This window comes from Variovorax boronicumulans (assembly GCF_040544675.1).
GTDB lineage: Bacteria > Pseudomonadota > Gammaproteobacteria > Burkholderiales > Burkholderiaceae_C > Variovorax > Variovorax boronicumulans_D.
Genome location: NZ_JBEPKK010000004.1, coordinates 137,066 through 163,877, shown reverse-complemented (window position 1 = coordinate 163,877; position 26,812 = coordinate 137,066). Strand labels below are relative to the sequence as shown.

The 26,812-nt window shown below is 64.3% G+C and carries 25 protein-coding genes; 12 read left to right on the top strand and 13 right to left on the bottom strand.

Annotated elements, in window-relative coordinates; genetic code table 11:
* Positions 1-79: 79 nt before the first annotated feature.
* From ABIC90_RS09390 to lexA, 4 genes are all read right to left on the bottom strand, one after another.
* Positions 80-1,237: an MFS transporter gene (locus tag ABIC90_RS09390; protein WP_354353828.1), complete on the bottom strand. Its 1,158-nt coding sequence runs from the start codon at positions 1,235-1,237 to the stop codon at positions 80-82.
* A 60-nt stretch (positions 1,238-1,297) separates the two neighbouring features.
* Positions 1,298-2,305, bottom strand: a complete 1,008-nt coding sequence (locus tag ABIC90_RS09385; protein WP_354353827.1) for a D-2-hydroxyacid dehydrogenase family protein — start codon at positions 2,303-2,305, stop codon at positions 1,298-1,300.
* Positions 2,306-2,393: 88 nt separating this feature from the next.
* Complete coding sequence (locus ABIC90_RS09380; RefSeq protein ID WP_354353826.1) at positions 2,394-2,765, bottom strand: hypothetical protein; 372 nt, start codon at positions 2,763-2,765, stop codon at positions 2,394-2,396.
* A 138-nt stretch (positions 2,766-2,903) separates the two neighbouring features.
* Positions 2,904-3,587: a transcriptional repressor LexA gene (gene lexA / locus ABIC90_RS09375; protein WP_013541704.1), complete on the bottom strand. Its 684-nt coding sequence runs from the start codon at positions 3,585-3,587 to the stop codon at positions 2,904-2,906.
* 73 nt (positions 3,588-3,660) lie between these two features.
* Between lexA and ABIC90_RS09370 the strand changes: the two genes are divergently transcribed.
* Complete coding sequence (locus ABIC90_RS09370) at positions 3,661-4,623, top strand: asparaginase (RefSeq protein ID WP_354353824.1); 963 nt, start codon at positions 3,661-3,663, stop codon at positions 4,621-4,623.
* 28 nt (positions 4,624-4,651) lie between these two features.
* On the opposite strand, the gene adk is transcribed toward ABIC90_RS09370, so the two are convergent.
* From adk to ABIC90_RS09340, 6 genes are all read right to left on the bottom strand, one after another.
* Positions 4,652-5,308 carry an adenylate kinase gene (gene adk, locus ABIC90_RS09365; protein ID WP_354353823.1) on the bottom strand — a complete coding sequence of 219 codons (657 nt, stop codon included), beginning with the start codon at positions 5,306-5,308 and terminating at the stop codon, positions 4,652-4,654.
* 136 nt (positions 5,309-5,444) lie between these two features.
* A complete protein-coding gene (gene kdsB / locus ABIC90_RS09360; RefSeq protein WP_354353822.1) occupies positions 5,445-6,218 on the bottom strand; it encodes a 3-deoxy-manno-octulosonate cytidylyltransferase in 774 nt (257 codons plus the stop codon).
* The gene (locus ABIC90_RS09355) at positions 6,215-6,397 is read right to left on the bottom strand and encodes a Trm112 family protein (RefSeq protein WP_013541700.1); all 183 of its coding nucleotides are present in this window, start codon (positions 6,395-6,397) and stop codon (positions 6,215-6,217) included. The genes kdsB and ABIC90_RS09355 overlap by 4 nt, the downstream gene beginning before the upstream one ends.
* Positions 6,378-7,400 carry a tetraacyldisaccharide 4'-kinase gene (lpxK, locus tag ABIC90_RS09350; protein WP_354353821.1) on the bottom strand — a complete coding sequence of 341 codons (1,023 nt, stop codon included), beginning with the start codon at positions 7,398-7,400 and terminating at the stop codon, positions 6,378-6,380. Before lpxK ends, ABIC90_RS09355 begins: the two co-directional genes overlap by 20 nt.
* Positions 7,401-7,826 carry an ExbD/TolR family protein gene (locus ABIC90_RS09345; protein WP_436318192.1) on the bottom strand — a complete coding sequence of 142 codons (426 nt, stop codon included), beginning with the start codon at positions 7,824-7,826 and terminating at the stop codon, positions 7,401-7,403.
* Between the two features lie 11 nt (positions 7,827-7,837).
* A complete protein-coding gene (locus tag ABIC90_RS09340; RefSeq protein WP_354354087.1) occupies positions 7,838-8,470 on the bottom strand; it encodes a MotA/TolQ/ExbB proton channel family protein in 633 nt (210 codons plus the stop codon).
* 311 nt (positions 8,471-8,781) lie between these two features.
* Here ABIC90_RS09340 and xseA point away from each other — a divergent pair, with 311 nt between their 5' ends.
* Both xseA and ABIC90_RS09330 read left to right on the top strand, forming a co-directional pair.
* Positions 8,782-10,095: an exodeoxyribonuclease VII large subunit gene (gene xseA / locus ABIC90_RS09335; RefSeq protein ID WP_354353819.1), complete on the top strand. Its 1,314-nt coding sequence runs from the start codon at positions 8,782-8,784 to the stop codon at positions 10,093-10,095.
* Positions 10,096-10,145: 50 nt separating this feature from the next.
* Positions 10,146-10,727: a superoxide dismutase gene (locus ABIC90_RS09330; protein ID WP_013541695.1), complete on the top strand. Its 582-nt coding sequence runs from the start codon at positions 10,146-10,148 to the stop codon at positions 10,725-10,727.
* 76 nt (positions 10,728-10,803) lie between these two features.
* On the opposite strand, the gene ABIC90_RS09325 is transcribed toward ABIC90_RS09330, so the two are convergent.
* From ABIC90_RS09325 to ABIC90_RS09315, 3 genes are all read right to left on the bottom strand, one after another.
* The gene (locus ABIC90_RS09325; RefSeq protein WP_354353818.1) at positions 10,804-11,271 is read right to left on the bottom strand and encodes a DUF192 domain-containing protein; all 468 of its coding nucleotides are present in this window, start codon (positions 11,269-11,271) and stop codon (positions 10,804-10,806) included.
* 95 nt (positions 11,272-11,366) lie between these two features.
* Complete coding sequence (locus ABIC90_RS09320; protein WP_354353817.1) at positions 11,367-11,564, bottom strand: hypothetical protein; 198 nt, start codon at positions 11,562-11,564, stop codon at positions 11,367-11,369.
* Between the two features lie 145 nt (positions 11,565-11,709).
* Positions 11,710-12,033: a cell envelope biogenesis protein TolA gene (locus ABIC90_RS09315; RefSeq protein WP_354353816.1), complete on the bottom strand. Its 324-nt coding sequence runs from the start codon at positions 12,031-12,033 to the stop codon at positions 11,710-11,712.
* Between the two features lie 218 nt (positions 12,034-12,251).
* Between ABIC90_RS09315 and icd the strand changes: the two genes are divergently transcribed.
* From icd to tssM, 9 genes are all read left to right on the top strand, one after another.
* Positions 12,252-13,511 (top strand): NADP-dependent isocitrate dehydrogenase, encoded by a 1,260-nt coding sequence (icd, locus tag ABIC90_RS09310; RefSeq protein ID WP_354353815.1) that lies wholly within the window; start codon positions 12,252-12,254, stop codon positions 13,509-13,511.
* 365 nt (positions 13,512-13,876) lie between these two features.
* Positions 13,877-16,573 carry a type VI secretion system ATPase TssH gene (gene tssH, locus ABIC90_RS09305; RefSeq protein ID WP_354353814.1) on the top strand — a complete coding sequence of 899 codons (2,697 nt, stop codon included), beginning with the start codon at positions 13,877-13,879 and terminating at the stop codon, positions 16,571-16,573.
* Positions 16,574-16,629: 56 nt separating this feature from the next.
* The gene (gene tssB / locus ABIC90_RS09300; RefSeq protein ID WP_354353813.1) at positions 16,630-17,178 is read left to right on the top strand and encodes a type VI secretion system contractile sheath small subunit; all 549 of its coding nucleotides are present in this window, start codon (positions 16,630-16,632) and stop codon (positions 17,176-17,178) included.
* A 16-nt stretch (positions 17,179-17,194) separates the two neighbouring features.
* The gene (tssC, locus tag ABIC90_RS09295) at positions 17,195-18,697 is read left to right on the top strand and encodes a type VI secretion system contractile sheath large subunit (protein ID WP_354353812.1); all 1,503 of its coding nucleotides are present in this window, start codon (positions 17,195-17,197) and stop codon (positions 18,695-18,697) included.
* A 143-nt stretch (positions 18,698-18,840) separates the two neighbouring features.
* Positions 18,841-19,326 (top strand): Hcp family type VI secretion system effector, encoded by a 486-nt coding sequence (locus ABIC90_RS09290; protein ID WP_354353811.1) that lies wholly within the window; start codon positions 18,841-18,843, stop codon positions 19,324-19,326.
* A gap of 127 nt (positions 19,327-19,453) precedes the next feature.
* Positions 19,454-19,996: a type VI secretion system lipoprotein TssJ gene (gene tssJ / locus ABIC90_RS09285; protein WP_354353809.1), complete on the top strand. Its 543-nt coding sequence runs from the start codon at positions 19,454-19,456 to the stop codon at positions 19,994-19,996.
* A 32-nt stretch (positions 19,997-20,028) separates the two neighbouring features.
* Positions 20,029-21,384, top strand: a complete 1,356-nt coding sequence (gene tssK, locus ABIC90_RS09280; protein WP_354353808.1) for a type VI secretion system baseplate subunit TssK — start codon at positions 20,029-20,031, stop codon at positions 21,382-21,384.
* 16 nt (positions 21,385-21,400) lie between these two features.
* Positions 21,401-22,777 carry a type VI secretion system protein TssL, long form gene (tssL, locus tag ABIC90_RS09275; RefSeq protein ID WP_354353807.1) on the top strand — a complete coding sequence of 459 codons (1,377 nt, stop codon included), beginning with the start codon at positions 21,401-21,403 and terminating at the stop codon, positions 22,775-22,777.
* Positions 22,778-22,804: 27 nt separating this feature from the next.
* Positions 22,805-26,809 (top strand): type VI secretion system membrane subunit TssM, encoded by a 4,005-nt coding sequence (gene tssM, locus ABIC90_RS09270; RefSeq protein WP_354353806.1) that lies wholly within the window; start codon positions 22,805-22,807, stop codon positions 26,807-26,809.
* Positions 26,810-26,812: the final 3 nt, after the last annotated feature.

Below are 26,812 nucleotides of genomic sequence, written 5' to 3'. Positions count from 1 at the left end.
GCCGGGGGCGCGGCAGCAGGCTCCGATTTTGCAATCCCGTGCGTGCGGGACGTAGCGGGTTTTACGCGGAGCCGCAATTTCAGGCCGGCCGGCGGCTGCGGTCGATGGCCACGCTGAGCCCGATGGCGACCAGCAGCAGTGCCAGGCCGACCCGGCTCATCCACGGCGCAGCGTCGTTGGCCAGCAGCCAGCCGCCCAGTCCCGCACCGACCGCCTGGCCGATGTAGATGCCCGAACTGTTGAGCGCGACGGAGCCCGAAGCAAGGGCGGGCGCAAGCCCCACGAGCCGCGCCTGTTGCGCCGAGTTGGTGGCAAAGCAGCCCAGGCCCCAGGGCACGAGCACCACCGCCAGCCAGGCGATCGTGCTCGCAAAGGGCCAGAGGAACAGACTCAGCGCAATCAGCACGGTCGTCAGCAGCACCATGCGGCCCGCGCCGATGCGGTCGATGTAGCGGCTGACCACCATGTTGCCCATCAGGCCGAAGGCGCCGAACAGCGCCCACATCAGGCTCAGCGTGGTGGGGTCCGCACCGAAGCTCTGTTTGAGGATCGGACCGAAATAACTGAAGAGCACGAACTGCCCGGCACCCTGCAGCGCCGTCACCGACACGATGCCCATCAGCACCGGGCTGCGCAGCACGCGCGACCAGGCAGCGGCGGTGAGCGCGGCGGGACGGATGCCGGTCGGCAGCGTGAGCCAGATCGACGCAGCGCTCACGATGCTGAGCGCCGCGACAGCCATGAAGGCCATGCGCCAGCCCAGGTGGCCGCCGATCATCGCGCCGATGGGCAGGCCCAGCACCGAGGCCATCGACCAGCCGAGAAAGACGAAGGTCACGGCGCGTCCGCGGTGCTCGGGCGGCACCAGCATGCCGGCGCAGGCCGCCGCCTGCGGCGTGAAGATCGCCGGCGCGATCACCGTGAGCATGCGCACCGGCAGCAGGGCGCCGAAGCTGGGCATCCACGCCGCGAGTGCGTGTCCGGCGGCGTACCAGAGCAGCGTGAGGGCGAGCAGGAGGCGGCGGTCCCAGCCCGCGACCACGGCTGCGAGCAACGGCGCGCCGAGGCACATCACGACAGCCGCCGCGGTGATCAACTGGCCTGCTGTCGCGACAGTGACAGAAAGCGAGGCGCTGATCTCATTGAGCGTGCCGGGCACCACCATCACGCCGGTGCCGATCACGAAATTGCCGGCCAGCAGCGCCCAGAGAGCGCCCCGGGACGCAGGCCGGGTCACTGAGCGACCTTCTTCGGCTGCTGCCGCATTCGCCTTGGGGCGGCCCGGCGCCTCATGAACTCACCGGCGAACCTGCAGCGCGCCCGGATTCACGATGTTGGTGGGGTTGCCCTTGATGAAGCTCACGACATTGTCGAAGGCCTGGCCGAAGTAGCTCTCGTAGCTGTCCTGCTCCACGTAGCCGATGTGCGGCGTGCAGATGCAGTTTTCGAGCCGCAGCAGCGCATGGCCCTGCAGCGGCGGCTCGCTCTCGAACACATCGATGGCCGCGAGCCCGGGGCGCCCGCGGTTGAGCGCGGCGAGCAGGGCATCGGCCTCGACCAGTTCGGCGCGGGAGGTGTTCACGAAAAGCGCGGTCGGCTTCATGCGTGAAAGGTCCTCGAGCGTGACGAGGCCGGTGGTCTCCTCGTTGAGCCGAAGATGCACCGAGAGCACATCGGCGGCGGCAAAGAACTCGTGGCGGTTCTGCGCGACCTGGAAGCCGTCGGACCGCGCCTTCGCGCAGCTTGCCTCGCGCCCCCAGATCACCACCTGCATCCCGAAGGCCTGCCCGTAGCGCGCGACCAACTGGCCGATGCGGCCATAGCCCCAGATGCAGAGCGTCTTGCCCTTGAGCACCGAACCCAGCCCGAAATTGGGCGGCATCGAAGCCGATTTGAGGCCCGACTGCTGCCACGCGCCGTGCTTGAGGTTGCTGATGTACTGCGGCAGCCGGCGCATGGCCGACATGATCAACGCCCATGTCAGTTCGGCTGGCGCCTGCGGGGAACCGCTGCCTTCGGCCACCGCCACGCCGCGCTCGGTGCAGGCATTGACGTCGATATGGCCGCCGACCCGTCCGGTCTGCGAGATGAGTTTGAGCTTGGGGAGCTTTTCGATCAGTTGGCGCGAGATGTGGGTGCGCTCGCGAATCAGCACGATCACGTCGGCGTCCTTCAGGCGCACCGAGAGCTGTCCGATGCCTTTGACCGTGTTGGTGTAGACCTTGGCCGCGTACGCGTCCAGCTTGGCGGCGCAGCGCAGCTTGCGCACGGCGTCCTGGTAATCGTCGAGGATCACAATGTTCATGGCGTGCCATTGTGCCTCGCAGCATTGGCATGTCGCACCAGTGAACGTTTGGATACCCCCCGGAGCGCTCCCCGAGGTGGTGTGTGGCTCAGTGCAGGTGCGCGGAACGGGGGGCGCTGCTCATGTTTTCAGCGGCCTCGAGTGCGGCCAGCCGGTCGAGCTCGGCGCAGACGTCGGCCATGCGGCCGGAGATGACGACGCGGTTGGCACTGCGCTGCGAGCCCTTTTCGTCGACCACACGCACCACGCGCAGCGGGCGTGCCGGTGATACAGCTGCCGCTGCCGGCGCAGCCATGCCGGCCGACCGTGCGGTGCAGGCGGGACGCACCGCCACATAGCGCAAGCCGGCAGAGGTGTCGCTGCTGTCTCGATGGTGAGGCCGGCGCGCGGGCATCAGCCGATTTGCAAGCGATTGCAGCGGCATCCAGAAATCAACGATGGCGATGAGGGCGATTCCCATGTGAACTCCAAAAAAGTCTGAGGTTGAACACAGGCAGGATTTCTTGAATCGGCTGCGACAGGGTGATGGCGACATTGCGCCATACGCCCGCCACCTGTCGCTGCCGGATGGGGTGCTGCTGGGTGCAGGCCGCGAGGCCTACATCAGCATGGTGTTGCGGATGAGGCCGACCGCGAGGCCTTCGATTTCGAAGGGCTCACCGGGCTGCACGATGATGGTTGGGTAGTCGGGGTTCTCGGCGTGCAGCTCGATCACCTGCTTGTTGCGCTTCAGGCGCTTGACGGTGACTTCGTCGCCCAGGCGCGCAACCACGATCTGGCCGTTGCGGGCTTCCTTGGTGGCCTGCACCGCGAGGAGGTCGCCGTCCATGATGCCGGCGTCGCGCATCGACATGCCGCGCACCTTGAGCAGGTAGTCGGGCTGGCGCTGGAACAGCGTGTTTTCGACGTAGTAGGTCTGGTCGACGTGCTCTTGGGCGAGGATGGGCGAGCCCGCTGCAACGCGGCCGATGAGCGGCAGCGCCAGCTGCGCCATGCCGGGCAACGACAGCGAGAACTGGCCGCCTTCGCGGTGGCGCGTTTCGTTGAGCGAACGCAGTGCGTCGCCCTTGAGGCGGATGCCGCGCGAGGTGCCGCTGACGAGCTCGATGACGCCCTTGCGAGCCAGTGCCTGGAGATGCTCTTCGGCGGCGTTCGCCGACTTGAACCCCAGTTCATTGGCGATTTCGGCGCGCGTGGGCGGAGCGCCCGTGCGTGCGATGGCGCTCTGGATCAAGTCGAGAATCTGCTGCTGGCGGGCGGTAAGCTTCACTGCGAACTGCATATGTGGTTCCTTGCGGCACTGGCTAGATATCCAGTACCTGTATTTTTAACCAGTTTTCGGAAGTTGACAAGCCATGGCTATTTCCCCTTTGCCTGAATTGCGACGCGTGGTGGTTCTGGGCACCGGCGGAACCATTGCCGGCAAAGCAGCCAGCAGCGGCGACAACATCGGCTACACCGCCGGGCAGGTCGGCGTGGCGGACCTGTTGGGCGGGATCACCGCGCCCGAGGGCGTGACGCTGGTGGCCGAGCAGGTGGCACAGCTCGACAGCAAGGACATGTCGTTCGAGACGTGGCAGAAGCTCGGGCAGCGCTGCGCGCATTGGCTGGCTCAGCCGGACGTGGCGGGCGTGGTGATCACCCATGGCACCGACACGCTCGAGGAAACCGCCTTCTTCCTTCACTCGGTGCTCTCATCGCAAAAACCGGTAGTGCTGACCTGTGCGATGCGTCCGGCCACTGCGCTTTCGCCGGACGGCCCGCAGAACGTGCGGGACGCGCTCGCGGTGGCCTCCACCACTGGTGCGGGAGGCGTGACGGTGGTGTGCGCAGGCACGGTCCACAGCGGCAAGGACGTGCAGAAGGTGCACACCTACAGCCTCGATGCCTTCGCGTCGGGCGATGCCGGGCCGATCGGCTATGTGGAAGAGGGGGTTGTGCGGCTCGTGCGGGCGTGGCCGGATGCATCGTCGTCAGCGACCTCCGAGGCCGTGAACGCACCGTTGCCCTGGCCCAGGGTCGAAATTGTCATGAGCCATGCCGGCGCGAGCGGCCAGATCATCGACGCGCTGCTTCGGGACGGTGCAGCGGAGCCTGTGCGTGGGCTGGTTCTGGCTGCAACCGGCAACGGCACCTTGCACCACGCGCTGGAAGCGGCGGCGTTGAAGGCGCAGGGCGCCGGTGTTGCGGTGCTGCGTGCGACTCGCTGCGCCAAGGGGCGCATCCTGCCGAAAGCCGACGACCGGCTGCGGGACGCGGGTGCGCTCACGCCTGTGAAGGCGCGCATCGCGCTGATGCTGGAACTGCTGGGGGAATAGCCGCCCCCGAAAAAGGGGCGGTGGGGAATCAGCTGCTCAGTGCAGCCAGCGCACGCTGGGTGATTTCGTCGACGCTGCCCACGCCCTTGATGGCGCGGTACTTCGGCGCTGCGGCCGGATCGGCCTTGGCCCAGGCCGAGTAGTAATCGACCAGCGGACGCGTCTGCTGGCTGTAGACGTCGAGCCGCTTGCGAACGGTTTCTTCCTTGTCGTCCTCGCGCTGGATCAGGTCTTCACCCGTCGCATCGTCCTTGCCTTCGACCTTGGGCGGATTGAACTTGACATGGTAGATGCGGCCCGACGCCGGGTGCGAGCGGCGACCGCTCATGCGCTCGATGATGTCGCCGAAGGGCACGTCGATCTCGAGCACATAGTCGAGCTTGACGCCCGCAGCCTTCATGGCATCGGCCTGCGGAATGGTGCGCGGGAAACCGTCGAACAGAAAGCCGCCGGTGCAATCGGGCAGGGCGATGCGTTCTTTCACCAGGTTGATGATCAGATCGTCGCTGACCAATGCACCTGCATCCATGACGGCCTTGGCCTCCAGTCCGAGCGGCGTGCCGGCCTTGACGGCGGCGCGCAGCATGTCGCCGGTCGAAATTTGGGGAATGCCGTACTTTTGGCAGATGAAGGCCGCTTGCGTGCCTTTGCCCGCCCCGGGCGCGCCCAGCAAAATTAGTCTCATGGTGTCCTCGGACGGTTCTTAGATTTGTGTCGCGCCAAGCGTCGGCCCAAGGGCTGGACAAGGCGGATTCACGTCGAGGATAGCATGCGTTCCAGCGAGGAATTACGGTTGCGCGCCAGAGGTAACGGCGCGTGACTCAGGGCGTCGGCTCGGCGGCGAACACTGCGCGCACGCGGGCCAGGTCTTCAGGGGTGTCAATGCCCGGTCCGGGGGCGACATGGCTCACATGCACCGCGATGCGATGCCCATGCCACAGCGCGCGCAACTGCTCGAGCGCTTCCGTCGCCTCGACAGGGGCCGGTGGCAACGACGGAAACTTGCGCACGAAACCCGCGCGATAGCCGTAGATGCCGATGTGGCGCAGCGGCGCGGGGGTGGGCAGCACGGAAGGCGCTGCGCCATTGGCGGAGCCGTCGCGCCACCAGGGGATGGGCGCGCGGCTGAAATAGAGCGCGTTGCCCTGGGCGTCGAGCACCGCCTTCACCACGTTCGGGTTCAGGAAGTCGCTCAACGAATCGATCTCGTGGGCGGCGGTGCTCATCGCCGCTTCGGTATGAACGGCCAGCGCGGCGGCGACGGCGTCGATGAGTTCGGGATCGATGAGAGGTTCGTCGCCCTGGACGTTGACGACGATGTCGTCGTCGTCAAGGCCGAGTTGCGCGCAGGCCTCGGCCAGCCGGTCGGTGCCGCTCGCGTGGTCCTGGCGGGTCAGGATGGCCTCGACGCCGTGCGCCGTGCAGGCCGCCACGATCGACTGATCGTCGCCCGCAACCACCACGCGTGTCGCGCCCGATTGGCTTGCCCGCCGGGCCACGCGAACAACCATCGGCAGCCCGGCGATGTCGGCCAGCGGTTTGTTGGGCAAGCGCGTCGATGCGAGGCGCGCCGGCACCAGAACGGTGAAGCTCACAGACCCAGCTCTTCGTCGGACAGGGTGCGCGCCTCGTTTTCCAGCAGCACCGGAATGCCGTCGCGCACCGGATAGGCGAGGCGGGCGCTGCGCGAGCACAGTTCCTGCTTTTCCGCGTTCCAGGTCAGGGGGCCCTTGGTCACGGGGCAGACGAGCAGTTCAAGCAGCTTGGTATCCATCGGTCGATGATAGCTTTGCGTCGAGCGCGGTGAAGAATTCCGGGGCGGGTGCGAATTGCAGCGGCACGGCCAGTGCATCGGGGGCCTTGCGCCAGAGCTTGACGGCGTCCTTTTCGGTGCAGAGCAGGGGGCGGTCGCTGCTGGGCGGGCGTTGCCATGCGTTGAAGTGGAAGTGATCAGGGAGCGCGATCGTCTCGGCGAGCGTCAGCCCGCGGGCGCGCAGCATCTCAAAAAAGCTCTCGGGCCGCGCGATGGCCGCCAGCGCGACCAAAGGCTTGTCGGCCAGAGCTTCCAGTGGCACGAACTGGCCATCGCTGGTCACCGCATGTTGCGAAAGGCTGCGTGTGGCGGTGTAGCCACCTGCAAACGCCGGTCGTTCTCCGCTGTGGAGCACGAGGTCGCAGCGGCGCGGCCAGCATTCACGCAGGAGTCCGGCCGGCAGCAGCCAGCCGTTGCCAATGCCGCGGTCGTCGAAAACGCAGATCTCGATGTCGCGTGCCAGCGCCAGATGTTGCAGGCCGTCGTCGCTCACGATCACCTGCGTGGCCGGATGCCGCGCCAGAAGTGCGCGCGCGGCCTCGATGCGTTTTCGCGCCACGAAGACGGGCGCCCGTGTGGAGCGATGAATCAGGGCCGGCTCGTCACCGACCTCATGCGGATCGCTGTCGACGAGCACCTCGCGGCAATCGTCCGTGCGGCGTCCATACCCGCGCGACACCACGCCGACCCGCAGCCCTCGCGCCTGCAGGTGCGCAACGACGGCCATCACCACCGGCGTCTTGCCCGCACCGCCCGCAATCACGTTGCCGACAACGATCACAGGCACCGGAACGCGTTCGGTCCGAAGCCATCCCAGGCGGTAGAACAGGCGCCGCAGCGAGAAGAGGGCGCCGTACAGCAGCGACACCGGCCACAACAGGCACGCCAGCCAACCGCGGTGCAGCCAGGCGCCTTGCAGCCGCGAAGCCGAAGGGCCCGGGCCGCCGCGGTCCTGCGAAGGCACTCAGCGCCCGGCTTGCGCCGTCGACTGGGCCGCGAAGGTGATCTGCATCAGGCCGGCGCGGCGCGCAGCCTCCATGACCGTGATGACGGCTTGGTGCGGGCTGCTCGCATCGGCGCTGATGATCACCACGCTGTCCTTGCCGCCGGTGGCCGCGCTTGCCAGTGCCGCCGCCACCGATTCGACATTGCGGTCTGCGACGGCGGTCTTGTTGATCGTGTAGCGCCCGTCGGCCGACACCGTCACGATGACTTCCTTCGGGTAGTCGCGCTGCGCGTCGACGTCCGCCGTCGGCAGCCGCAACTGCATCTCGGTGAACTTGCTGTAGGTGGTCGACAGCATCAGGAAGATCAGCACGACCAGCAACACGTCGATGAACGGGATCAGGTTGATCTCCGGCTCGTCGCGCGCGCCGTGGCGAAACTGCATGCGGCCTCGCGTCATTTGCGCAGCGCGTTCAGATGTCGTGCAAAACGCTCGCCCGAGAGCTCGAGGTTCAGCAGATATTCGTCGACCCGGGTGCGGAAGTAGCGCCAGAAGATCAGGGTCGGAATCGCAACGATCAGGCCGAACGCCGTGTTGTAGAGCGCGATCGAGATGCCGTGCGCCAACTGCGCCGGATTGCCCGAGCCGACAGCGCCGCTTCCGGGCGACTGCGAACCGAAGATCTCGATCATGCCGATGACGGTGCCCAGCAGGCCCAGCAGCGGTGCCGCCGAGGCGATGGTGGCCAGCGCCGGCAGGTAGCGCTCCAGCTTGTGCGCCACGGTGCGGCCTGAGGCTTCCATGGCGGCGCGAAGGTCGTCTTCACTGCAGCGCGGATTGGCGTTCAGTGCCCGCAAGCCGGCGGCCAGCACCTGCCCGAGCATCGAGTTGCGTTCCAGCTTGGTCACAAGGTCCGGACCTGGAACCGACCCGCGCGAGACGGTGATGGTTTCGTCCAGCAATTTCGGCGGCAATATCTTCACGGTCTTGAGACTCGTGAAACGTTCTATAACCAACGCGAGCGCGATGACCGAACAGGCGAGCAACGGCCAGATCGGCCAACCCGCAGCAACAATGATGGAAAACAAGAAAATCCTCCGGCCGTAGACTGCAAATGCGCGGCGATTATCCACCGAGCCACCATCGGCAGACAGCTAGTTTGCGTGTCGGCAACGACGCACAGATTCTGTGGATAACTTTGTGACTAACCTGCGTCGCAACTCGCCCGAGCCCGCATGGGCCGGGCTTTTCGTTAAAACGATTGAATTTTGAGCAGCACTTTTTTGAATCAAATCAACCACTTGCACGAGAAACCGTGCGCCTTCCCCGCATGGTGGGCTCTGCGCGGTGCCCACGGCGTCTGTTGTGGAAGAGTGGCTCTCGGCCGCTCGCGCGTTTCGTGAATCCGCGCGAATCGAATTCCGTTCCCGGACCGCGCATCTGGGCCGTGGGTGCGCTGTGCCGGGCGGTGGCCGATGCGCTCGATGCACGCTTCAATCCGGTCGCCGTGCGTGGCGAAATCTCGGGTTTTTCGCGCGCGTCGAGTGGACATTGTTACTTCTCCCTGAAGGACGAGTCGGGCCAGCTGCGCTGCGCGATGTTTCGCCGCGCTGCCGGCCTGCTTGATTTTTCACCGCGCGACGGCGACCAGGTCGAGGTGCGCGGCCGCCTCGCTGTGTATGAACCGCGCGGCGATCTGCAACTGGTCGTCGAAAGCCTCCGGCGTGCGGGGCAGGGCGCGTTGTTCGAGCAGTTCCTGCAGCGCAAGGCGCGGCTCGAAGCCGAAGGGCTGTTCGATCCGGCACGCAAGCGAGCGCTGCCCGCCATGCCGCGTGCGGTGGGCGTCGTCACCTCGTTGGGCGCTGCGGCGCTGCACGACGTCGTTACCGCGCTGCGCCGTCGCGTGCCGCACATCCCCGTGGTCTTGGCGCCCGCAGCGGTGCAGGGGGCCAACGCGCCGGCTGAACTTGTTCGGGCGCTGCAATCGCTCTATGCACTGGAGCAGCCCGTCGATGTGATTCTTCTGGTGCGCGGCGGCGGATCGATCGAAGACCTCTGGGCCTTCAACGACGAGACCCTTGCGCGCACCATCGTGCAAAGTCCCGTGCCGGTGGTGAGCGGCGTGGGGCATGAAACCGACTTCACCATCGCCGATTTCTGCGCGGACCTGCGGGCGCCCACGCCGACTGCGGCAGCGGAACTCGTCAGCGCGCCGCGCGACCTGTGGCTGGGCGCCATCGACCTGCTCGACGAACGGCTCGGCGATGCCTTGGGCGCGCGCCTGGACGCGCTCGGGCAGCGTCTGGACCAGGCGGCCGGGCGGCTCGGCCGGCCCTCGAACCTCGTGGCCCGTCAGCAGCTTCGCCTGGCGCACCATGCGCAGCGTTTGCATTTCGCGGTGCTGTCGAGGGCGGAGCGTGCGGCGCGAGGGCCTCGCTTGATCGCGGCAGATTTCCCGATGAAATTCGATCGCGTGCTGGTGCAGAGACGCGAGCTTCTGGAGCGCGTGGCGCTGCGCCTGCGGCTGTTGGATCCTGCATTGGTGTTGCAACGCGGCTATGCGTGGCTCACCGACAGCGACGGCCGCGCCATTGTGAGTGCGAGCAATCTGCATGCGGGCGATGCGGTCGTCGCGCGGCTCGCGGACGGCGAGGTCGACCTGACCGTGACCCCCGGCGAGACAACGGGAACGCGTCCGACGCCGCCTCAATGATTAATTCCTAGAATCCTGAATTCCCCACAACCAACCCACGAGAAAAAACCATGGAACATGTGCTCCCACCCCTGCCGTACGCGCTCGACGCACTGGCCCCCGAATATTCGAAGGAAACGCTCGAATACCACTACGGCAAGCACCACAACGCCTATGTGGTGAACCTCAACAACCTGCAAAAGGGAACCGAGTTCGAAGCCCTCACGCTCGAAGAAATCATCAAGAAGGCCAGCGGCGGCATCTACAACAACGCCGCCCAGATCTGGAACCACACCTTCTTCTGGAACTGCATGAAACCCCAGGGCGGCGGTGCACCCACCGGCGCGCTGGCCAAGGCCATCGATGCCAAGTGGGGCAGCTACGACGCCTTCAAGGAAGCCTTCGTGAAGTCGGCCGTGGGCAACTTCGGTTCGGGCTGGACGTGGCTCGTGAAGAAGGCTGACGGCTCGGTGGACATCGTGAACACCGGCGCCGCCGGCACGCCGCTGACGACTGCAGACACCGCGCTGCTGACCGTGGACGTCTGGGAGCACGCCTACTACATCGACTACCGCAACCTTCGCCCGAAGTTCGTCGAGACCTTCCTAGCCAAGCTGGTCAACTGGGACTTCGCCGCCAAGAACTTTGGCTGAAGCCTGATCGCTCCATTGAAAAAGCCGACCTGGGTCGGCTTTTTTGTGCGCCGTACGTGCTACGGCCAGCAGAGGATCAGCGCTTGGCGGCTGGGAACAACTCGCCGCCGAGCCTGGCTCCCTTCTTGATGTTCTTTTTGGCGAACCAGCCTTGGTTCATCTCGAGCACATAGCGCACCGGCTCCTCGGAGCAATGCGAGTTTTCTGTCATGGGCTGCATGTCGACGAGGTTGACGATGCGTCCGTCGTCGGCCACGAAAGCCGCGGTCAGCGGCAGCAGCGTGTTGCGCATCCAGAAGCACTGCGTGGCAGGTTGCTCGAACACGAAGATCATGCCCTCGGCCTGCGGCATGCTCTTGCGGAACATCAGGCCGATTTCCCGTTGAAGCGGTGTTTGCGCGATCTGCGCATCGATCTTGTAGAGGCCCACCGACAGTTGCGTGCGCGGCAGGTCGGTCTGGGGTTGTTGTTGCTGCGGTTGTGCGTGCGTCGGCATCACGAAGGATGCGGACAGCAGGAGCAGGGCGGCTAGACGCTGGAACATCGGACAACTCTTTCAGGGCGGGGCATCGAAACAGCCCGGCCCATAGCCAATAAAAATGCCCGCTGATGCGGGCATTGCCGGAAGGGCCTGAAAGCTTACACCTTCTTGGCGGCGGCCGTGGGGGCCTTGGCCACGTGGCGAACCTTGTGCTTCTTGGCGGCGGCATGCTTCTTCGGCGCATGCTTGGCGACCTTTGCGGCAGCGGCAGGCGCAGCTGCTGCGGGCTGGGGTTGTTGAGCGAACGCACCGGCAGCGAAAAGACCGGCGACCAAGACTGCGAGCAGCTTTTTCATGAGAAATCCTTTGATATCGTTGATTTGGATACCTCCCTGCGGAGGTTCACATTCAACGGCGCCCGTTTCTCGCGGTTGACGCAGTCCGGCAACGACAGGCGAAAAAAAAGCGCTCCGAAGAGCGCTTCTTTGGTGCACGCCAGAATTACTGGGGCGTGCCGCCTTGGGTCGACTTGGGCTTGACGCTGCCGTCCTTGTTGCGACGACGTTGGTCGCGCGTTTCGGCGCGCTTTTCGCCCGAAGCTGCAGCCTTGTCGCCACCGATGACGCCGCCTTCGGGCGTCTTTGCGATGTCGCCAGCAGGAGCGGGCACTTGGCCGGCGGGCTTGGAAGCCTTCTTGGCTTCAGCGCGCGCCTGGGCCTTGCTGTTGGTTGCGTTCCCTTGTTCGGGCGTGGCGCCGGCCGGGTTTTGGGCATAGGCGCCAGCTGCGAACAGACCAGCGATCATGACTGCGAGAATTTTGCTCATTGAAGATTCCTCTATCGAGAATTGGTTGGAAACGCCTCCCGGCGAGCAGAAGGTCAGCCACTAACGAGCCCAATGCCCCTATGGTTGACAAACGCCAGCTGATGGGCTGCGTCTAAAATGTACAGCGATTTGTTGGCACGTTGTACAGCGAATCCCCCTCGTTGTCTGAATTCGCTGACAGTCGTCAAAAATAACGTCACTCCCGGAGCCTCCCCCTCATGTCCAGCTATCAGCACATCAAAGTCCCGGCCGAAGGCCAGAAGATCACTGTCAACGCGGACAACTCGCTCAATGTGCCTGACCAACCGATCATCCCCTTCATCGAAGGCGACGGCACGGGACTGGACATCACCCCGGTGATGCTCAAGGTGGTGGACGCAGCCGTGGCCAAGGCCTACGGCGGCAAGAAGAAGATTCACTGGATGGAGGTCTACGCCGGCGAAAAATCGACGAAGGTGTACGGTCCCGACGTCTGGCTTCCCGAAGAAACCCTGCATGCTGTGCGCGACTACGTGGTCTCTATCAAGGGCCCGCTCACCACACCCGTCGGCGGCGGCATTCGTTCGCTGAACGTTGCGTTGCGCCAGGAGCTCGACCTTTACGTGTGCCTGCGCCCCATCCAGTACTTCAAGGGTGTGCCCAGCCCGGTGCGCGAGCCCCACAAGACCAACATGGTCATCTTCCGCGAGAACTCCGAAGACATCTACGCCGGCATCGAGTTCGAGGCCGAAAGCGACAAGGCCAAGAAGCTCATCAAGTTCCTGCAGGACGAGCTCGGCGTCAAGAAGATCCGCTTCCCCAATACCTCCGGCATCGGCGTGAAGCCTGTGTCGATCGAAGGCACCGAGCGCCTCGTGCGCAAGGCCTTCCAGTACGCCATCGACAACGACAAGCCCAGCGTGACCATCGTGCACAAGGGCAACATCATGAAGTTCACCGAAGGTGGCTTCCGTGACTGGGCCTACGCACTGGCCGCCAAGGAATTCGGCGCCGAGCTGATCGACGGCGGCCCGTGGATGAAGTTCAAGAACCCGAAGACGGGCAAGGAAATCACCGTCAAGGACAGCATTGCCGATGCGTTCCTGCAGCAGATCTTGCTGCGCCCCGCCGAGTACAGCGTGATCGCCACGCTGAACCTCAACGGCGACTACGTGTCCGACGCGCTGGCTGCGCAAGTGGGCGGCATCGGCATTGCCCCTGGCGCGAACCTGAGCGACACCGTGGCCATGTTCGAAGCCACGCACGGCACGGCGCCCAAGTACGCCGGCAAGGACTACGTGAACCCCGGCTCCGAAATTCTCTCGGCCGAAATGATGCTGCGCCACATGGGCTGGACCGAAGCGGCCGACCTGATCATCAGCGCCATGGAGAAATCGATCGCCAGCAAGAAGGTCACGTACGACTTTGCGCGCCTGATGGAAGGCGCGACGCAGGTGAGCTGCTCGGGTTTCGGGCAAGTCATGATCGATCACATGTAATCGACTGCGCATTAGGACGCCGCGAGGCGTCGCTGCAATGAGCCCTTGAATTTCCGAGAAGGAATTCGAGGGCTTTTTCTTTTGCGGCGCGCGCAATGCGCAATGCCGATTACTACTTTGGCATTGCGCGAGCCAAGCAGCTTTGGGGAAATTTCACGGAATAAACACCTGCTTTTTCGGTTTAACTATTGGTAGAAACTGTGCACCGCACAGGTCTGCACGAGCACCCAGAATCGCGCCTATTCGAAAAAGCATAGGGAGCGTTCGGTGGTCCAAAAAGCGGTAATTGGCAGTGGGCAGGCATCGACTGCGGCAGGCAATGCCGTAGCGAATTCAGTGCCGTTCATCGGCGGGCAGGTCGACGCATGACGATCTCCCGGCGAGCGCTGTTCGGCAAGCTCAATCTCACCCTGTTTCGTGGCATTGAATCCGCCACTGCCTTTGCCAAGCTCCGAGGCAATCCCTACGTTGAGCTGGTGCATTGGCTTCATCAACTCTGGCAACTCAACGACAGCGACCTGCATCGCATTTGCCGCCACTTCCATGTCGATCCGCAAGTGGTGGAAAAGGACTTTGCCCTGGCCCTGTCAGGCCTGCCTTCGGCGGCAAGCTCACTCAGCGATTTTTCTCATCACATCGAAACGGCGATCGAGCGCGCGTGGACGCTCTCGAGCCTTGAATTCAATGGCCGTTGCGTTCGCGGTGCCTGGTTGCTTGGGGCCTTGGTGCAAACACCTGACCTGCGACGCGTCTTGCTCGGCATATCGCCCGAGTTTTGCAAGATCGCCGTCGAGCAACTGACGCATGCCCTGGCTCCCATCGTCGATGGCTCACCCGAGGAAAGGGAAGGGCCTCACGACGGCTCGGGGCTTCCATCTGCTGCTCCGGGCGAGGCAAGCGGTGCCATCGCCGATCTGCCGGACGGCAAATCGGCTCTGGGTCGGTACTGCACCGACCTGACGGAAGGTGCGCGGAGCGGGCGCATCGATCCTGTCATCGGCCGTGCCGATGAACTCCGCACGATGATCGACATCCTGCTGCGCCGGCGGCAGAACAACCCCTTGCTCACCGGAGACGCCGGTGTGGGAAAGACAGCAGTGGTCGAAGGCCTTGCGCTGGCAATTGCCAGCGGCGAGGTGCCCCCGCAGCTTCGCGATGCACGCCTGTTGAGCCTGGATGTCGGTGCGCTGATGGCCGGTGCCAGCATGCGCGGAGAGTTCGAGTCGCGCCTGAAATCGCTGCTCGAAGAGGCAGGCAAGTCGAGCCAGCCGGTCATCCTGTTCATCGACGAGGTCCACACCCTCGTTGGCGCTGGCGGGCAGGCCGGAACCGGGGATGCGGCCAATCTGCTCAAGCCTGCGCTCGCACGCGGAACCTTGCGCACCATCGGTGCGACCACCTGGAGCGAATACAAGCGCCATATCGAGAAAGATCCCGCGCTGACGCGGCGCTTCCAGCTCCTGCAAGTAGTGGAGCCCGAGGAAGCTTCTGCCATCCAGATGGTGCGCGGCCTGGTCGCCACGTTTGCAGAACATCATGGGGTTGCCGTGCTCGATGAAGCGGTGCGCGCCGCGGTGACGCTGTCGCATCGATACATCCCGTCGCGCCAGTTGCCCGACAAGGCCATCAGCCTGCTCGACACGGCCTGCGCGCGCGTTGCCATGTCGCTGCACACGCTGCCCCCCGTTGTCGACAGGCTGCGTCAGCGTATTGCGGCCCTGGATACCGAACTCGCGCTGCTGGCGCAAGAAGGGGTGATCGCTCAAGGCAGCGAAGCCAGGGGCCAGCGCATCGAGGCGGCAAAGGCAGGCTTGAGCGTGGCCGAGCTTGAGCTGTCGGTCCACGAGGCTCAGTGGCAGGAAGAGCTTGTCCTAGTTCGGCAGATTCAAGCGCTGAGAACAAAGAAGAGGGAGGAGGGCAGGAGTGGCGCCGAGGGCGAATGGCCCTCGGCGCAGTTGCTCGCACTGGAGGACGAGCTTCTCTGCCGCCAGCAGGACGCGCCGTTGATCTTTCCCCACGTCAGCGAGTCGGTGGTTGCCTCCATCGTCGCAGACTGGACGGGCATTCCCGTGGGCCGCATGGTGACGGACGAGGTCGATGCAGTCACCCGCCTGCACTCCACGCTAGACAGACGCGTCATCGGGCAGGGCGATGCGCTCGCCGCGATTGCAAAGCGCATCCAGGTATCTCGCGCGCGACTTGCCGATCCGGACAAGCCGGTGGGTGTCTTCCTGTTGGTCGGCCCTTCGGGCGTGGGCAAGACCGAAACCGCCCTGGCATTGGCCGAGGCAATGTACGGCGGCGAGCAGAACCTCATCACCATCAACATGAGCGAGTTCCAGGAGCCGCATACGGTGTCAACGCTCAAGGGCTCGCCGCCGGGCTATGCCGGCTACGGCGAGGGCGGGATCCTCACGGAAGCCGTGCGCAGAAAGCCCTACAGCGTGATCCTGCTTGACGAGGTGGAGAAGGCTCATCCCGATGTGCATGAGATCTTCTATCAGGTGTTCGACAAGGGCTGGATGGAAGACGGCGAAGGCCGCCGCATCGACTTTCGGAACACCACGATCCTGCTGACGAGCAACACGGGGGCCGAACTGATCGCGAGCCGGTGTGAAAACTCGGCGTCACCCCCCGACTCCGAAGTTCTGTGCGAAGCGCTCAAGCCCCTTCTTCGCGAGGTCTTTCCTGCTGCTTTCCTCGGGCGCCTGTCCGTCGTGCCGTACCTCCCGTTGAGCGGGCAGGCGCTGGACAACATCGTCTCGCTGCACCTTGGCCGCGTGATCGGCCGCATGAAGGAGCAGCACGGTATCGATCTGGACTACTCACCCGCACTGGCGGCCGGCATGGTCGAGCGATGCGGCAACCATGAGACCGGCGCTCGCCGCCTGATCGCCTTCATCGAACAGAACCTGTTGCCCGTCTTGTCGGGCGAGTGGCTCGACGCCTTGCAGCAGCGACGCACGATCACCCGGATGTACCTCGACAACAAGGCGCATGTCGTCTCCAACCAGCCATTGCAAGGAGGGGACCTCATCGCCTGTCACACCGAGTACGCCTGATTCCTTCAAGTCGCCGTTCTTTCGGCGCGCCTCGCCGTTTTTCATCAGGGAGTTTCATGACCAACAACAGCAGCAGCCAGAAGTTCATCGCCCGCAACAGGGCGCCACGTGTGCAGATCGAATACGACGTGGAAATCTATGGTTCGGAAAAGAAGATCGAGTTGCCCTTCGTCATGGGTGTTCTGGCCGATCTGTCCGGCAAGCCTGCCCAAGCACTGCCGCCGGTGGCCGATCGCAAGTTCCTCGACATCGACATCGACAACTTCGACGAACGCATGAAGGCCATCCAGCCGCGCGTTGCCTTCGCCGTTCCCAACACGCTCACGGGCGAGGGCCAATTGATGGTCGACATCACCTTCGAGAGCATCGATGACTTTTCGCCGGCCGCCGTCGCCCGCAAGGTCGAGCCCTTGGCTCGCCTGCTCGAGGCACGCAGCCAGCTGGCCAATCTCCAGACCTACATGGATGGAAAGGCCGGCGCCGAAGGCCTGGTCAACAAGCTGTTGCAAGACCCCGCGCTCATGAAGTCGCTGTCGCAGGCACCCAAGCCTCGCGCAACGGGCTCCGACGAAGCTTCGGCCATCGAATCGGCGCAACGGGCCTGATCCCAAGGAACTTCACATGAACATCGCAAACGATTTGGTGCTCGATGCACCGGCAGCAGCGCAATATGTTGCGCCCTCCGACTTCTCCTTGCTACTCGACAGGGAGTTCAAGCCCAAGACCGAGGAGGCCCGCAGCGCGGTCGAAGCGGCCGTTCGCACGCTGGCCGAGCAGGCGCTCGTCAACACGGCAACGATGACCGACGATGCCTACAGCAGCATCGAAGCCATCATTGCCGAGATCGACCGCAAGCTGTCCGAGCAGATCAATCTCGTGCTGCACAAGGACGAATTCCAGAAGATCGAGTCGGCGTGGCGCGGCATGCACCACCTGGTCTACAACACCGAAACCGATGAGAAGCTCAAGATCCGTTTCATGGATGTGTCCAAGGACGAGGTGCGCCGCACGATGCGCCGCCACAAGGGCATTGCATGGGACCAGAGCCCGATCTTCAAGCGCATCTATGAAGAAGAGTATGGCCAGCTTGGCGGTGAACCCTACGGCTGCCTTGTTGCCGACTACTACTTCGATCACACGCCGTCCGATGTAGAACTCCTGGCCGCAATCGCCAAGATCTCTGCGGCGTCACACGCACCTTTCATCGCAGGATCGGCGCCATCGCTGCTCGGCATGGAGTCGTGGCAAGAACTCGCAAACCCTCGCGACCTGGCCAAGATCACGTCGAACCTCGAACACGCGCCTTGGAACGCGCTGCGAAACACCGAGGATTCGCGTTACGTCGGGCTTGCCATGCCGCGTTTTCTTTCACGCTTGCCCTACGGCGCGAAAACCAATCCGGTCGATGAGTTCGACTTCGAAGAAGAAACCGAAGGCGCCGACCACAGGAACTACGTGTGGAGCAATGCGGCCTATGCGATGGCTGTCAACATCAACCGCAGCTTCAAGCTGTACGGCTGGTGCACCATGATTCGCGGCGTGGAGTCCGGCGGCACCGTCGAGAACCTGCCATGCCACACATTTCCCACCGACGACGGCGGCTTCGACATGAAGTGCCCGACCGAGATCGCCATCTCCGATCGGCGTGAGGCCGAACTCGCAAAGGCCGGCCTGATTCCGCTGATTCATCGCAAGAACACCGACCACGCCGCCTTCATCGGCGCGCAATCGATGCAGAAGCCGCAGGAGTACATGGACCCCGACGCAACGGCCAACGCGAACCTGTCGGCACGTTTGCCGTACCTGTTTGCGAGCACCCGTTTCGCGCACTACCTCAAGTGCATCGTCCGCGACAAGATCGGCTCCTTCAAAGAGCGGGACGACATGCAGCGCTGGCTCAACGAATGGATCATGCATTACGTCGATGCCGATCCTGCCAACTCCTCGCAGGAGACCAAGGCCCGCAGACCACTCGCGGCCGCCGAGGTCGTGGTGGAAGACGTGGAGGGCAATCCCGGCTACTACAGCGCGAAGTTCTTCCTTCGCCCGCACTTCCAGCTCGAAGGGCTGACCGTTTCGCTGCGTCTGGTGGCGAAGCTGCCGTCCCTCAAGGAAACGGCCTGAGCGGCTGCAAAGCGTCTTTTTCTGCATCGTCAAGCATTGTTCGAGGAAGTGGCGCGCAGACGCCATCCGCAAAGTCGTTCGAGACGCCGCCAGAGCGTTCGGACATTCGTCAGACATTCGATAAATCAATCAGGGAGTTTTTTATGGCGCAGGATATTTTTCTGAAGATCAACGGCATCGAGGGCGAGTCCCAGGATTCCGACCACAAGAACGAGATCGAGGTTCTTGCCTTCAACTGGAAGGCATTTCAGGAGTCCACCATGCATGCCGGTTCGGGCGGCGGTGCGGGCAAGGCCACCGTGGAGGATCTGGAGTTCGACCACTTTGTCGACCGCTCCAGTCCCAACCTCATGAAGTATTGCCTCACGGGCAAGCACGTCCAGGAAGCGAAGCTCACCGTGCGCAAGGCGGGCGGCAATCCGCTCGAGTACCTCAGGTTCACCTTCAGCGACGTGATCATTACCTCCATCCAGCCTTTCGGCTCGAACTCCGACGAGATGCGCGTCAAGGAGCGCGTGCGCCTGTCGTTCTCCAAGATCAAGCAGGAGTACTCGGTGCAGAACGCACAGGGCGGCAGTGGCGGGGCAGTCACCGCCGGCTACGACATCAAGGGCAACAAGGAGTCCTGATGGCGCCAGCGCGCCCCTGAGCTTCTTCAGGGCCTCTTTCGGCCACAGGTGACGCGATGCGATGCGCAAAGGCGCGTCGCGCGCTTGTGGCCGACCTTCTCGACGACTCCGCCTTACCTTTTCCAGCATGGTCCTCAATGTGTCCGGTTTCCGCCGGTGGCTTCTTGCCGCGTGTTCGCCGATGGCCCTGGCATTGGCGCTGGCCTTCGCGCAGTCTTCGCACGCCCAGTTCACCCATCCCAGGGAACAGACACGGCTCGATATCACGATCAGGGCCGAGGCGGGCGTCAATCCCGACGACAAGGGAAGGGCAGCACCGATCCTGGTCCGCATCTACGAGCTCAAGTCGGATGGCGGTTTCGAATCCGCCGACTACTTCTCGCTTGCCGGCAACGACAAGGCCTTGATCGGCAGCGACCTGCTCGTTCGCGACGAATTCATTCTGCGGCCGGGGGACGTCAAGACCCTGCGCCGAAAGTCGCATCCGGACCTCGCCGCCATCGGCGTTGTCGCGGGTTACCGCGATCTCGCGCAGGCGGACTGGCGCGCGGTTCAAAAGGTCGATCCGGCACCCGAAGCCGCCTGGTATCGCTCGGTCCTGCCGGCGAACAAGCTCAGGTTGCAGATCGACCTGCAGGCCAAGGGCATCCGGCTCACCCCTCTCAAATAAGCCTCCGGCTCGCAAGCAAAACGATCGATCCCATGAGTTGGTACAACAAAGTCGCCTGGAGCGAGGGCCTTTTTCTGCGTCCGCAGCTGTTTCAGCAGCAGGAGCGTTATCTCGAACACCTGGCGCACAAACGCGCCGCTTCGCTCAGCCCTTTTTTCTGGGGCTTCAGCCACTACAGCATCGACGCAGAGTCACTGTCCTTGGGCAAGCTGGTGCTCGCGGGGGCCGCAGGCATTTTTCCGGACGGAACACCCTTCGATGCGCCAGGCCAGACCCTGCCCCCGGCGCCGCTCACGGTCTTGCCGGAGCACCTGGAGCAGGTCATCTACCTTGCCGTGCCCATACGGACCCCCAACGGCGAGGAAACGACTTTCGACGATGCCATGGCTGCGGCAGGGTCGTTGGCGCGATTCTCGGTTTTCGATACCGAACTGCGCGATGCCAACTCCGTCGGCCAGGGCCCCAAGACAGTGCAGCTCTCCCGCCTGCGCCTGCGCCTGCTGCCGCAGCGGGAGCTGACCGACGCCTGGATCGGTCTTCCGATAGCCAAGGTGACGGTGTTGCGCTCCGACGGCAGCATCGCGACGGACCCGCACCTGATTCCCCCAGTCGCCGGCTATGGGGCCAGCCCGATGCTGACCGACTGGATCACCAACCTGCATGGGCTGTGCCGGTTGCGCGCACAGTCTCTTGCGGCACGGCTCAGCGGCAACGACGGCAAGTCGAGCGAGGCGGCCGAGGTGTCCGACTTCCTGCTGCTGCAGATCCTCAACCGCTATGAGCCTTTGCTCGAACACTGGCTGCGCGTGCGGGAGACGCCGCCGGAGGCGCTCTACACGGCATTGCGTACCTTGAGCGGTGAACTCGCGACCTTCGTGCGTGCGAGCACGCGGCGTCCGAACCCGCACCCCGCGTACCAGCACCTGGACCCCTGCTTGTCTTTCAGGGCGCTGATGGCCGACATTCAGGCGCTGCTCAACGACGTGCTGGTGCGCAGCGCGCAGTGCATTCCTCTTGCCAGCCGCGCGAACGGAGTGCACGTGGCGAGCGTCGAGCCTTCGGAGCTGCAAGGTTTCTCAAGCCTCGTGTTCGCGGTCGCGGCGCACACGCCGCCCGATCAGTTGGCGAGCCAGTTTCCCGCGAGCTGCAAGGTCGGGCCCAGCGACCGGCTCGCCGAACTCATCCGCTCGCACCTGCCGGGCATCCCGCTGCAAACGCTGCCGGTGCCGCCGCGCCAGATCCCGTTCAACGCAGGTTTCGTCTATTTCCAGATCGACCCGCGCGGTCCGTTGTGGGAGCACATGGTCAAGCACGGCGGACTTGCGCTGCACGTGGCAGGCGACTTCCCGGGCCTGCGCATGGAACTGTGGGGCGTGCGCGAGAAATGACGCATCGGTGCTACCCATGACCACGACCCCTTCATATCCCGATACGCCCATGCTCCACACAGAAGAACCAGCAAACGCAGCGGCGGATGAGAACCTGCCGAACCCGGAAGGCGAGGCGTTCGATGGCATGGGAGCGGACGAGTCGCACGCACGCAATCGCATCGCCCCCGAGCCATCTGTGCAGGAGCGACTCGCCGCGATCACTGCGGCACAGAATCCGCTGCTGGCCGCTGCTCAGCCTTTGCTGCGCGCATTGGCCGACATGCCGGCGACGCTCGGCAGCGAGGGTGTGACCGTGTTGCGCCAGTTGCTGGAGCGCGAAGTCGCGACTTTCCAGTCTCTCTGCAGCAGCGCGCAGATCAGGCACGAGCATGTGGTGGCGGCAAGCTACGCGTTGTGCACCGCGCTCGACGAAGCCGCCAACAGCACGCCGTGGGGCGGCGGCCAGAACGGTGAAGCCGGCATATGGGCCGGTCAGCAGCTTGCGGCAAAGTTCCACGGCGACACCAAGGGCGGCGACAAGTTCTTTCTGCTGGTGGGACGCCTGGCGGCGAGCCCGCAGGAGCATATCGATCTGCTCGAGTTGATGTATCAGATCCTGGGCCTGGGCTTCGAAGGCCGCTTCAGCACCGCGGCCAACGGCCGCCGTCAGTTGGAGACCGTTCGCCATCGCCTGTTCACGCTGTTGGGCACGGCGCGCGGCGATGTTCCCCTGGAGCTTTCGCCGCACTGGAGAGGCGTCGCAGCAGGCAAATTGCGGCTGCTGCGTAGTGTGCCGGTATGGGTGACGGGGACCGTGCTGCTGCTGGTCCTGTTCGGCTTGTTCGCTTGGTACAAATACCAACTTCTGCAGCTGAGTGCCGGTGTCGAGCAACGCATCGCCGCCATCGGCCGGATGCGCCCGCCGCCCGCGGTGAAGCCCTTGCGCCTGAAAGAGCTGCTGGCTGCCGAAATCGAACGCGGCACAGTCACGGTGGACGAAGACGAGCGCCGCAGCGCCATCACCTTCAAGGGCGATGACATGTTCGTGCCGGGGCAGGCTCGTCTGAACGCCAGGGTCCTGCCGCTTCTGGTCAAGGTGGCCAAAGAGATCAAGGAGGTGCCGGGAGCGGTTCAGATCACTGGCCATTCGGACAACCAGCCGATCCGCACCCGCGAGTTTCCAAACAACCAGGTCCTGAGCGAGAAGCGCGCCGCCGCGGTGGCTGCGGTGCTGCTCGAAGAAAACGTGGAGGCCTCGCGCATTCGCACAGAAGGGCGGGGCGACACGGTGCCGATCGCCGACGGTGCAACAGCAGCGGGCCGCGCCAGAAACCGGCGCGTCGACATCGTTGTCACGCAAGGCGACGCGAGCAGCGCTGCTCATGCGGTTGCGCCTGTCGCAGCGCGCTAGGCACCAAGGATCGGTCGGGAGTCACTTATGCAATACCTCAAACAGTTCCTCGCATTCCTTTTTTCGCGGCAGATGCTGGCATTCCTCGCGATGGGCATGCTGGCACTGGCGATCTGGTTCATCGGTCCCTTGCTCGCCTTGGACGGCCTGCGGCCCCTGGCCTCGGTGGGCGTGCGCGTGACACTCATCGTGCTGCTGCTCGTGCTGGGCATTCTTTGGCTGGTGTCCGGGCCTTACAGCCTCGTGGGGGTGACAGCGCTGTGCCTGCTGTTGTGGCATGCGGGGCCCTTGCTGGCTGTCGGCGCGGCGAGACCCCTGGCACCGCTGTGGGTACGCGCGGCGATCGTCGCTGCCATCCTCCTGATGTATGCGCTTTACTGGCTCTACCGGCTCTGGCATGCCCTTCGCAACAACGACGATCTGCTGGCCAAATTTCTGAGCTTCGGAAAGGACGCCGACAAGGACGAGACCGGCAGGGAAGAGATCAAGACGGTCACCGCAGCCGTCAATCGCGCGCTGGTGCAGCTCAAGGGCCTGCGCAGTCGGGGCGGTCTGCGTCGCCTGTTCGAGGGCAAGCGGTATCTCTACGAACTGCCCTGGTACATGCTTGTCGGCAGCTCCGGGGCCGGCAAGACCACGACGCTGCTCAACTCAGGGCTGCAGTTCCCGCTGGCACGCCGCATGGGGCATGCCTCCAAGCGCATGGTGCTGCATTCAGAGGGTGGCACGCTGCACTGCGACTGGTGGTTCACCAACGAGGCGGTGTGGATCGACACCGCCGGCCGCTTCACGACACAGGAGAGCAATCCCAGCACCGATCCGGTCGAGTGGCGAGGTTTCCTCGGCCTGTTGCGCAAGCACCGTACGCGTGCGCCGCTCAACGGCGTGATCGTGGTGCTCAATGCCGTCGAGCTGTTGACGACGACCGAAGCGGAGCGCGCCGAGCACGCGAGCATGGTGCGCGACCGCCTGGCCGAGCTTCGCCAGGAGCTGGGCATTCGCTTCCCGGTGTACGTCATCGTCACCAAGATGGACGTTCTGCGTGGTTTCGGCGAGTACTTTCAGTCGCTCACCAGCGAAGGGCGGGCGCAGCCCTGGGGCTTTACGCTGCCGTTCCACGGAATGAAGAGCACGCGTGCCGCCGTGCAGAACCGAGAGGCGTTGCGGGGACAGCTGGAAACCGAACTTGCGCTGCTCAACAATCGGCTCGCGGCGGGCCTGCGTTCGCGCTTGAACGAAGAATTCGATGTGGACCGCCGCAAGCGCCTGTTCGCATTGCCGCAGGAACTGGCCGGACTCTCCGTGCTGCTGGTACCCATGCTCGACGAGATCTTTCTTGCATCGCGTTTCGATGGAACCCAATGGCACGACACCTTGCGCGGCGTTTACTTCACGAGCGGTGCGCAGGCCGATGTGGATCTGCCCGCAGACCCCGGCACGCTGCTCGCACGGCTGCAGCGCAGCCTGGGGGCTCTACCCGGGGTCAGCGGCGACGCAGCCCTGGCCTATACGCTGCCCGGTCGCGGACAGCAGGGATTTTTCCTTCAGGATGTCCTGAGCAGGGTGGTCATTCCGGAAGCGCATCTGGTGCGGCCGAACCTGCGCTGGGAATTTCGCTTTCGCATGTTGCGCCTCATGGGGCATGCCTTGTCGGTGGTGATCTTCCTGTGGTTGGCCGGGGCTTTGGCGCTGAGTTTCGGCAATAACCGCGAGTATCTGGCCACGGTTGGCCAGCGGGCGGACATGCTCACCGGTCAGGTGCGCACGCTGTTCGCCAGCTTCAAGCCGACCGGCGTACCCGATGTGCTCAACAGTGCGCGCGAGTTGCCCGGCTATACGGGGCTCGACATCGACAACCCGCCCGGCAGTTTTCTCTACGGCCTGTACACGGTACCTCCGATTCTGGAGGCGTCGAACGACGCCTATGCACAGTTGCAGGACCACACCCTGCTGCCGGCCATTCTTCAGCGGATGGAAGCGGTACTTGCACAGAGCGTGAAGGATGGTGACGCCAAGACGGCCTACGAAACCTTGCGCGTCTACAAGCTCCTGCACGACAAGGACAGGTTCATGAAGGGCGGGGCGCAGGACGTTCGCAACTGGGTGCTGAAGGACTGGGAGCGCGCCGACAGCGCCGCCGCCTTTGGTGGGCGCGCCTCGATGGTCGGGCACGTGACGGCACTGTTTTCCGGCGAACGGCCGGTGCAGTCCGCATCCTTGCCGAACGAGGGGCTGGTGCGGACCACGCAGGACTTTCTGAACAGCAACACGTCGACGCAGCGCGTCTACGAGCGTGCCAAGGCGGCGATGCAGACCGACGCGCCGCAGGAGTTCACCCTGGTGCGGGCGGTCGGCCCGCAGGCCGGCACCGTTTTTTCGCGCGCCGACGGGCTGCCTCTCGAAAAGGGCGTGCCGGGTTTGTTCACCTACGACGGGTACCACGATGTCTTCAGCAAGCGGCTTCCCGAATTCGTTGGACAAGCACTTGACGACGATGCCTGGGTCATGGGACGCGGCGCGGCTGGTCTTGTGGGCGCGGCTGCGCGCGAACTGCAAAACGACCCGCTGCTGGAGGACATCCGGCGTCAGTACCTCGACGAGTACGCACAGCATTGGGAGAGTTTTCTGGACTCGATCCGCACAGTCGGCGGCAGCGACACCACCGGCACCAGCCTGGGCTTCGACCTGAGCGTGCTGCGGCAGTTCGCCGCGCCTGACTCACCCCTGGCACGGTTGGCGCGCGCAGCGGCTCGCGAGACCACGCTGTCGCGTCCGCTCGTCGTGCGCGCGCCGGACGAGAAAGGTTTTCTCGACAAGGCCACCGCCGAACTGAACAAGCAGACCAGCGCCATTGGCCGGAATCTGGGCATTCGCGCGGAAGAGCGACTCGAAAGGCAAGCCGTCGACAACCGGTTCGCTGCATTGCGCGAGGTGGTCACCGGCCAGCCGGACATCGGGGTCGGCAGCGCCGGTCCCTCCGGCGCCAAGCCGGGGCTCGAAACCATTTCGGGGCTGGTCAACGAGTTCTACACCTTGCTGGTAGTCGCCGATACGGCGCTGTCGGCCGGTAGCCTCCCGCCCGGCGGTGCCGATGTAGGCGCGCGGTTGAAACTGGAGGCCGGCAAACTCCCGGCGCCTTTTCGGGAGGTGCTGACCGCGCTGGCCACCAGCGGCGGCGACAAGGTGACGCTGGGCGCCACCGGCATCCTGCGCAGCCAGGCGCAACACCAGCTCGATCGCATCATGGGCCTGATGGCGATGCAGGTCAGCGAGCCCTGCAAGCGCGGTGTGGAAGGGCGCTATCCGCTGGCCGCGGTGGCTCAGGACGCGTCCATCGAAGACTTCACGCTGGTATTTTCCTCAGGCGGTGCGGCCGACGAGTTTTTCAACAAGTACCTCGCGCCGCATGTGGACACCAGCGTGCGCCCTTGGCGCTACAAGGATCCGAACATGGCCAATGCCATGGTCGGTGCGGAAGGCGTCGGCCAGGGCGTCGCGCCGGCGCCTGCAACGGCCGGGCCGACGATGCTCGGCGAGCTGCTCAAGCTGCTCGCCCAGAGCGGCCCGAATCTCGATGCCTTCTACCGGGCGCAGCAGATACGCGAGCTGTTTTTTCGGGATGCAGGCGGCAAGAAGTTCGCCTGGAAGATGGACCTGCGGGTGCTCGAGTTGGAGCCCAGCATCACCGACCTGGTCATCGACATCGACGGCCAGGGCCAGCGCTACGTTCACGGCCCCGTGCAGGCCTTCGCTGTCGCCTGGCCGGGGCCGCGCGGCGGCGCAATGGCGGAGATCACGGCCAATCCACGAATCTCGGGTCCGACGTCGACCGTGCTGGCCAGCGGTCCGTGGGCGTTGTTTCGGCTGCTCGAAAAGGGGCGTATCGTGAGCACGGCGACGCCAGGGCGCTTGAGCGTCGAATATGTATTTGACGGACGCAAGGCGTTGATCGACATCAGTTCCGGCAGTCAGCCCAATCCGCTCGGCAGCGATGTCCTCAAGGGCTTTCGCTGTCCAGGAAGGGCGGCCTGAGCC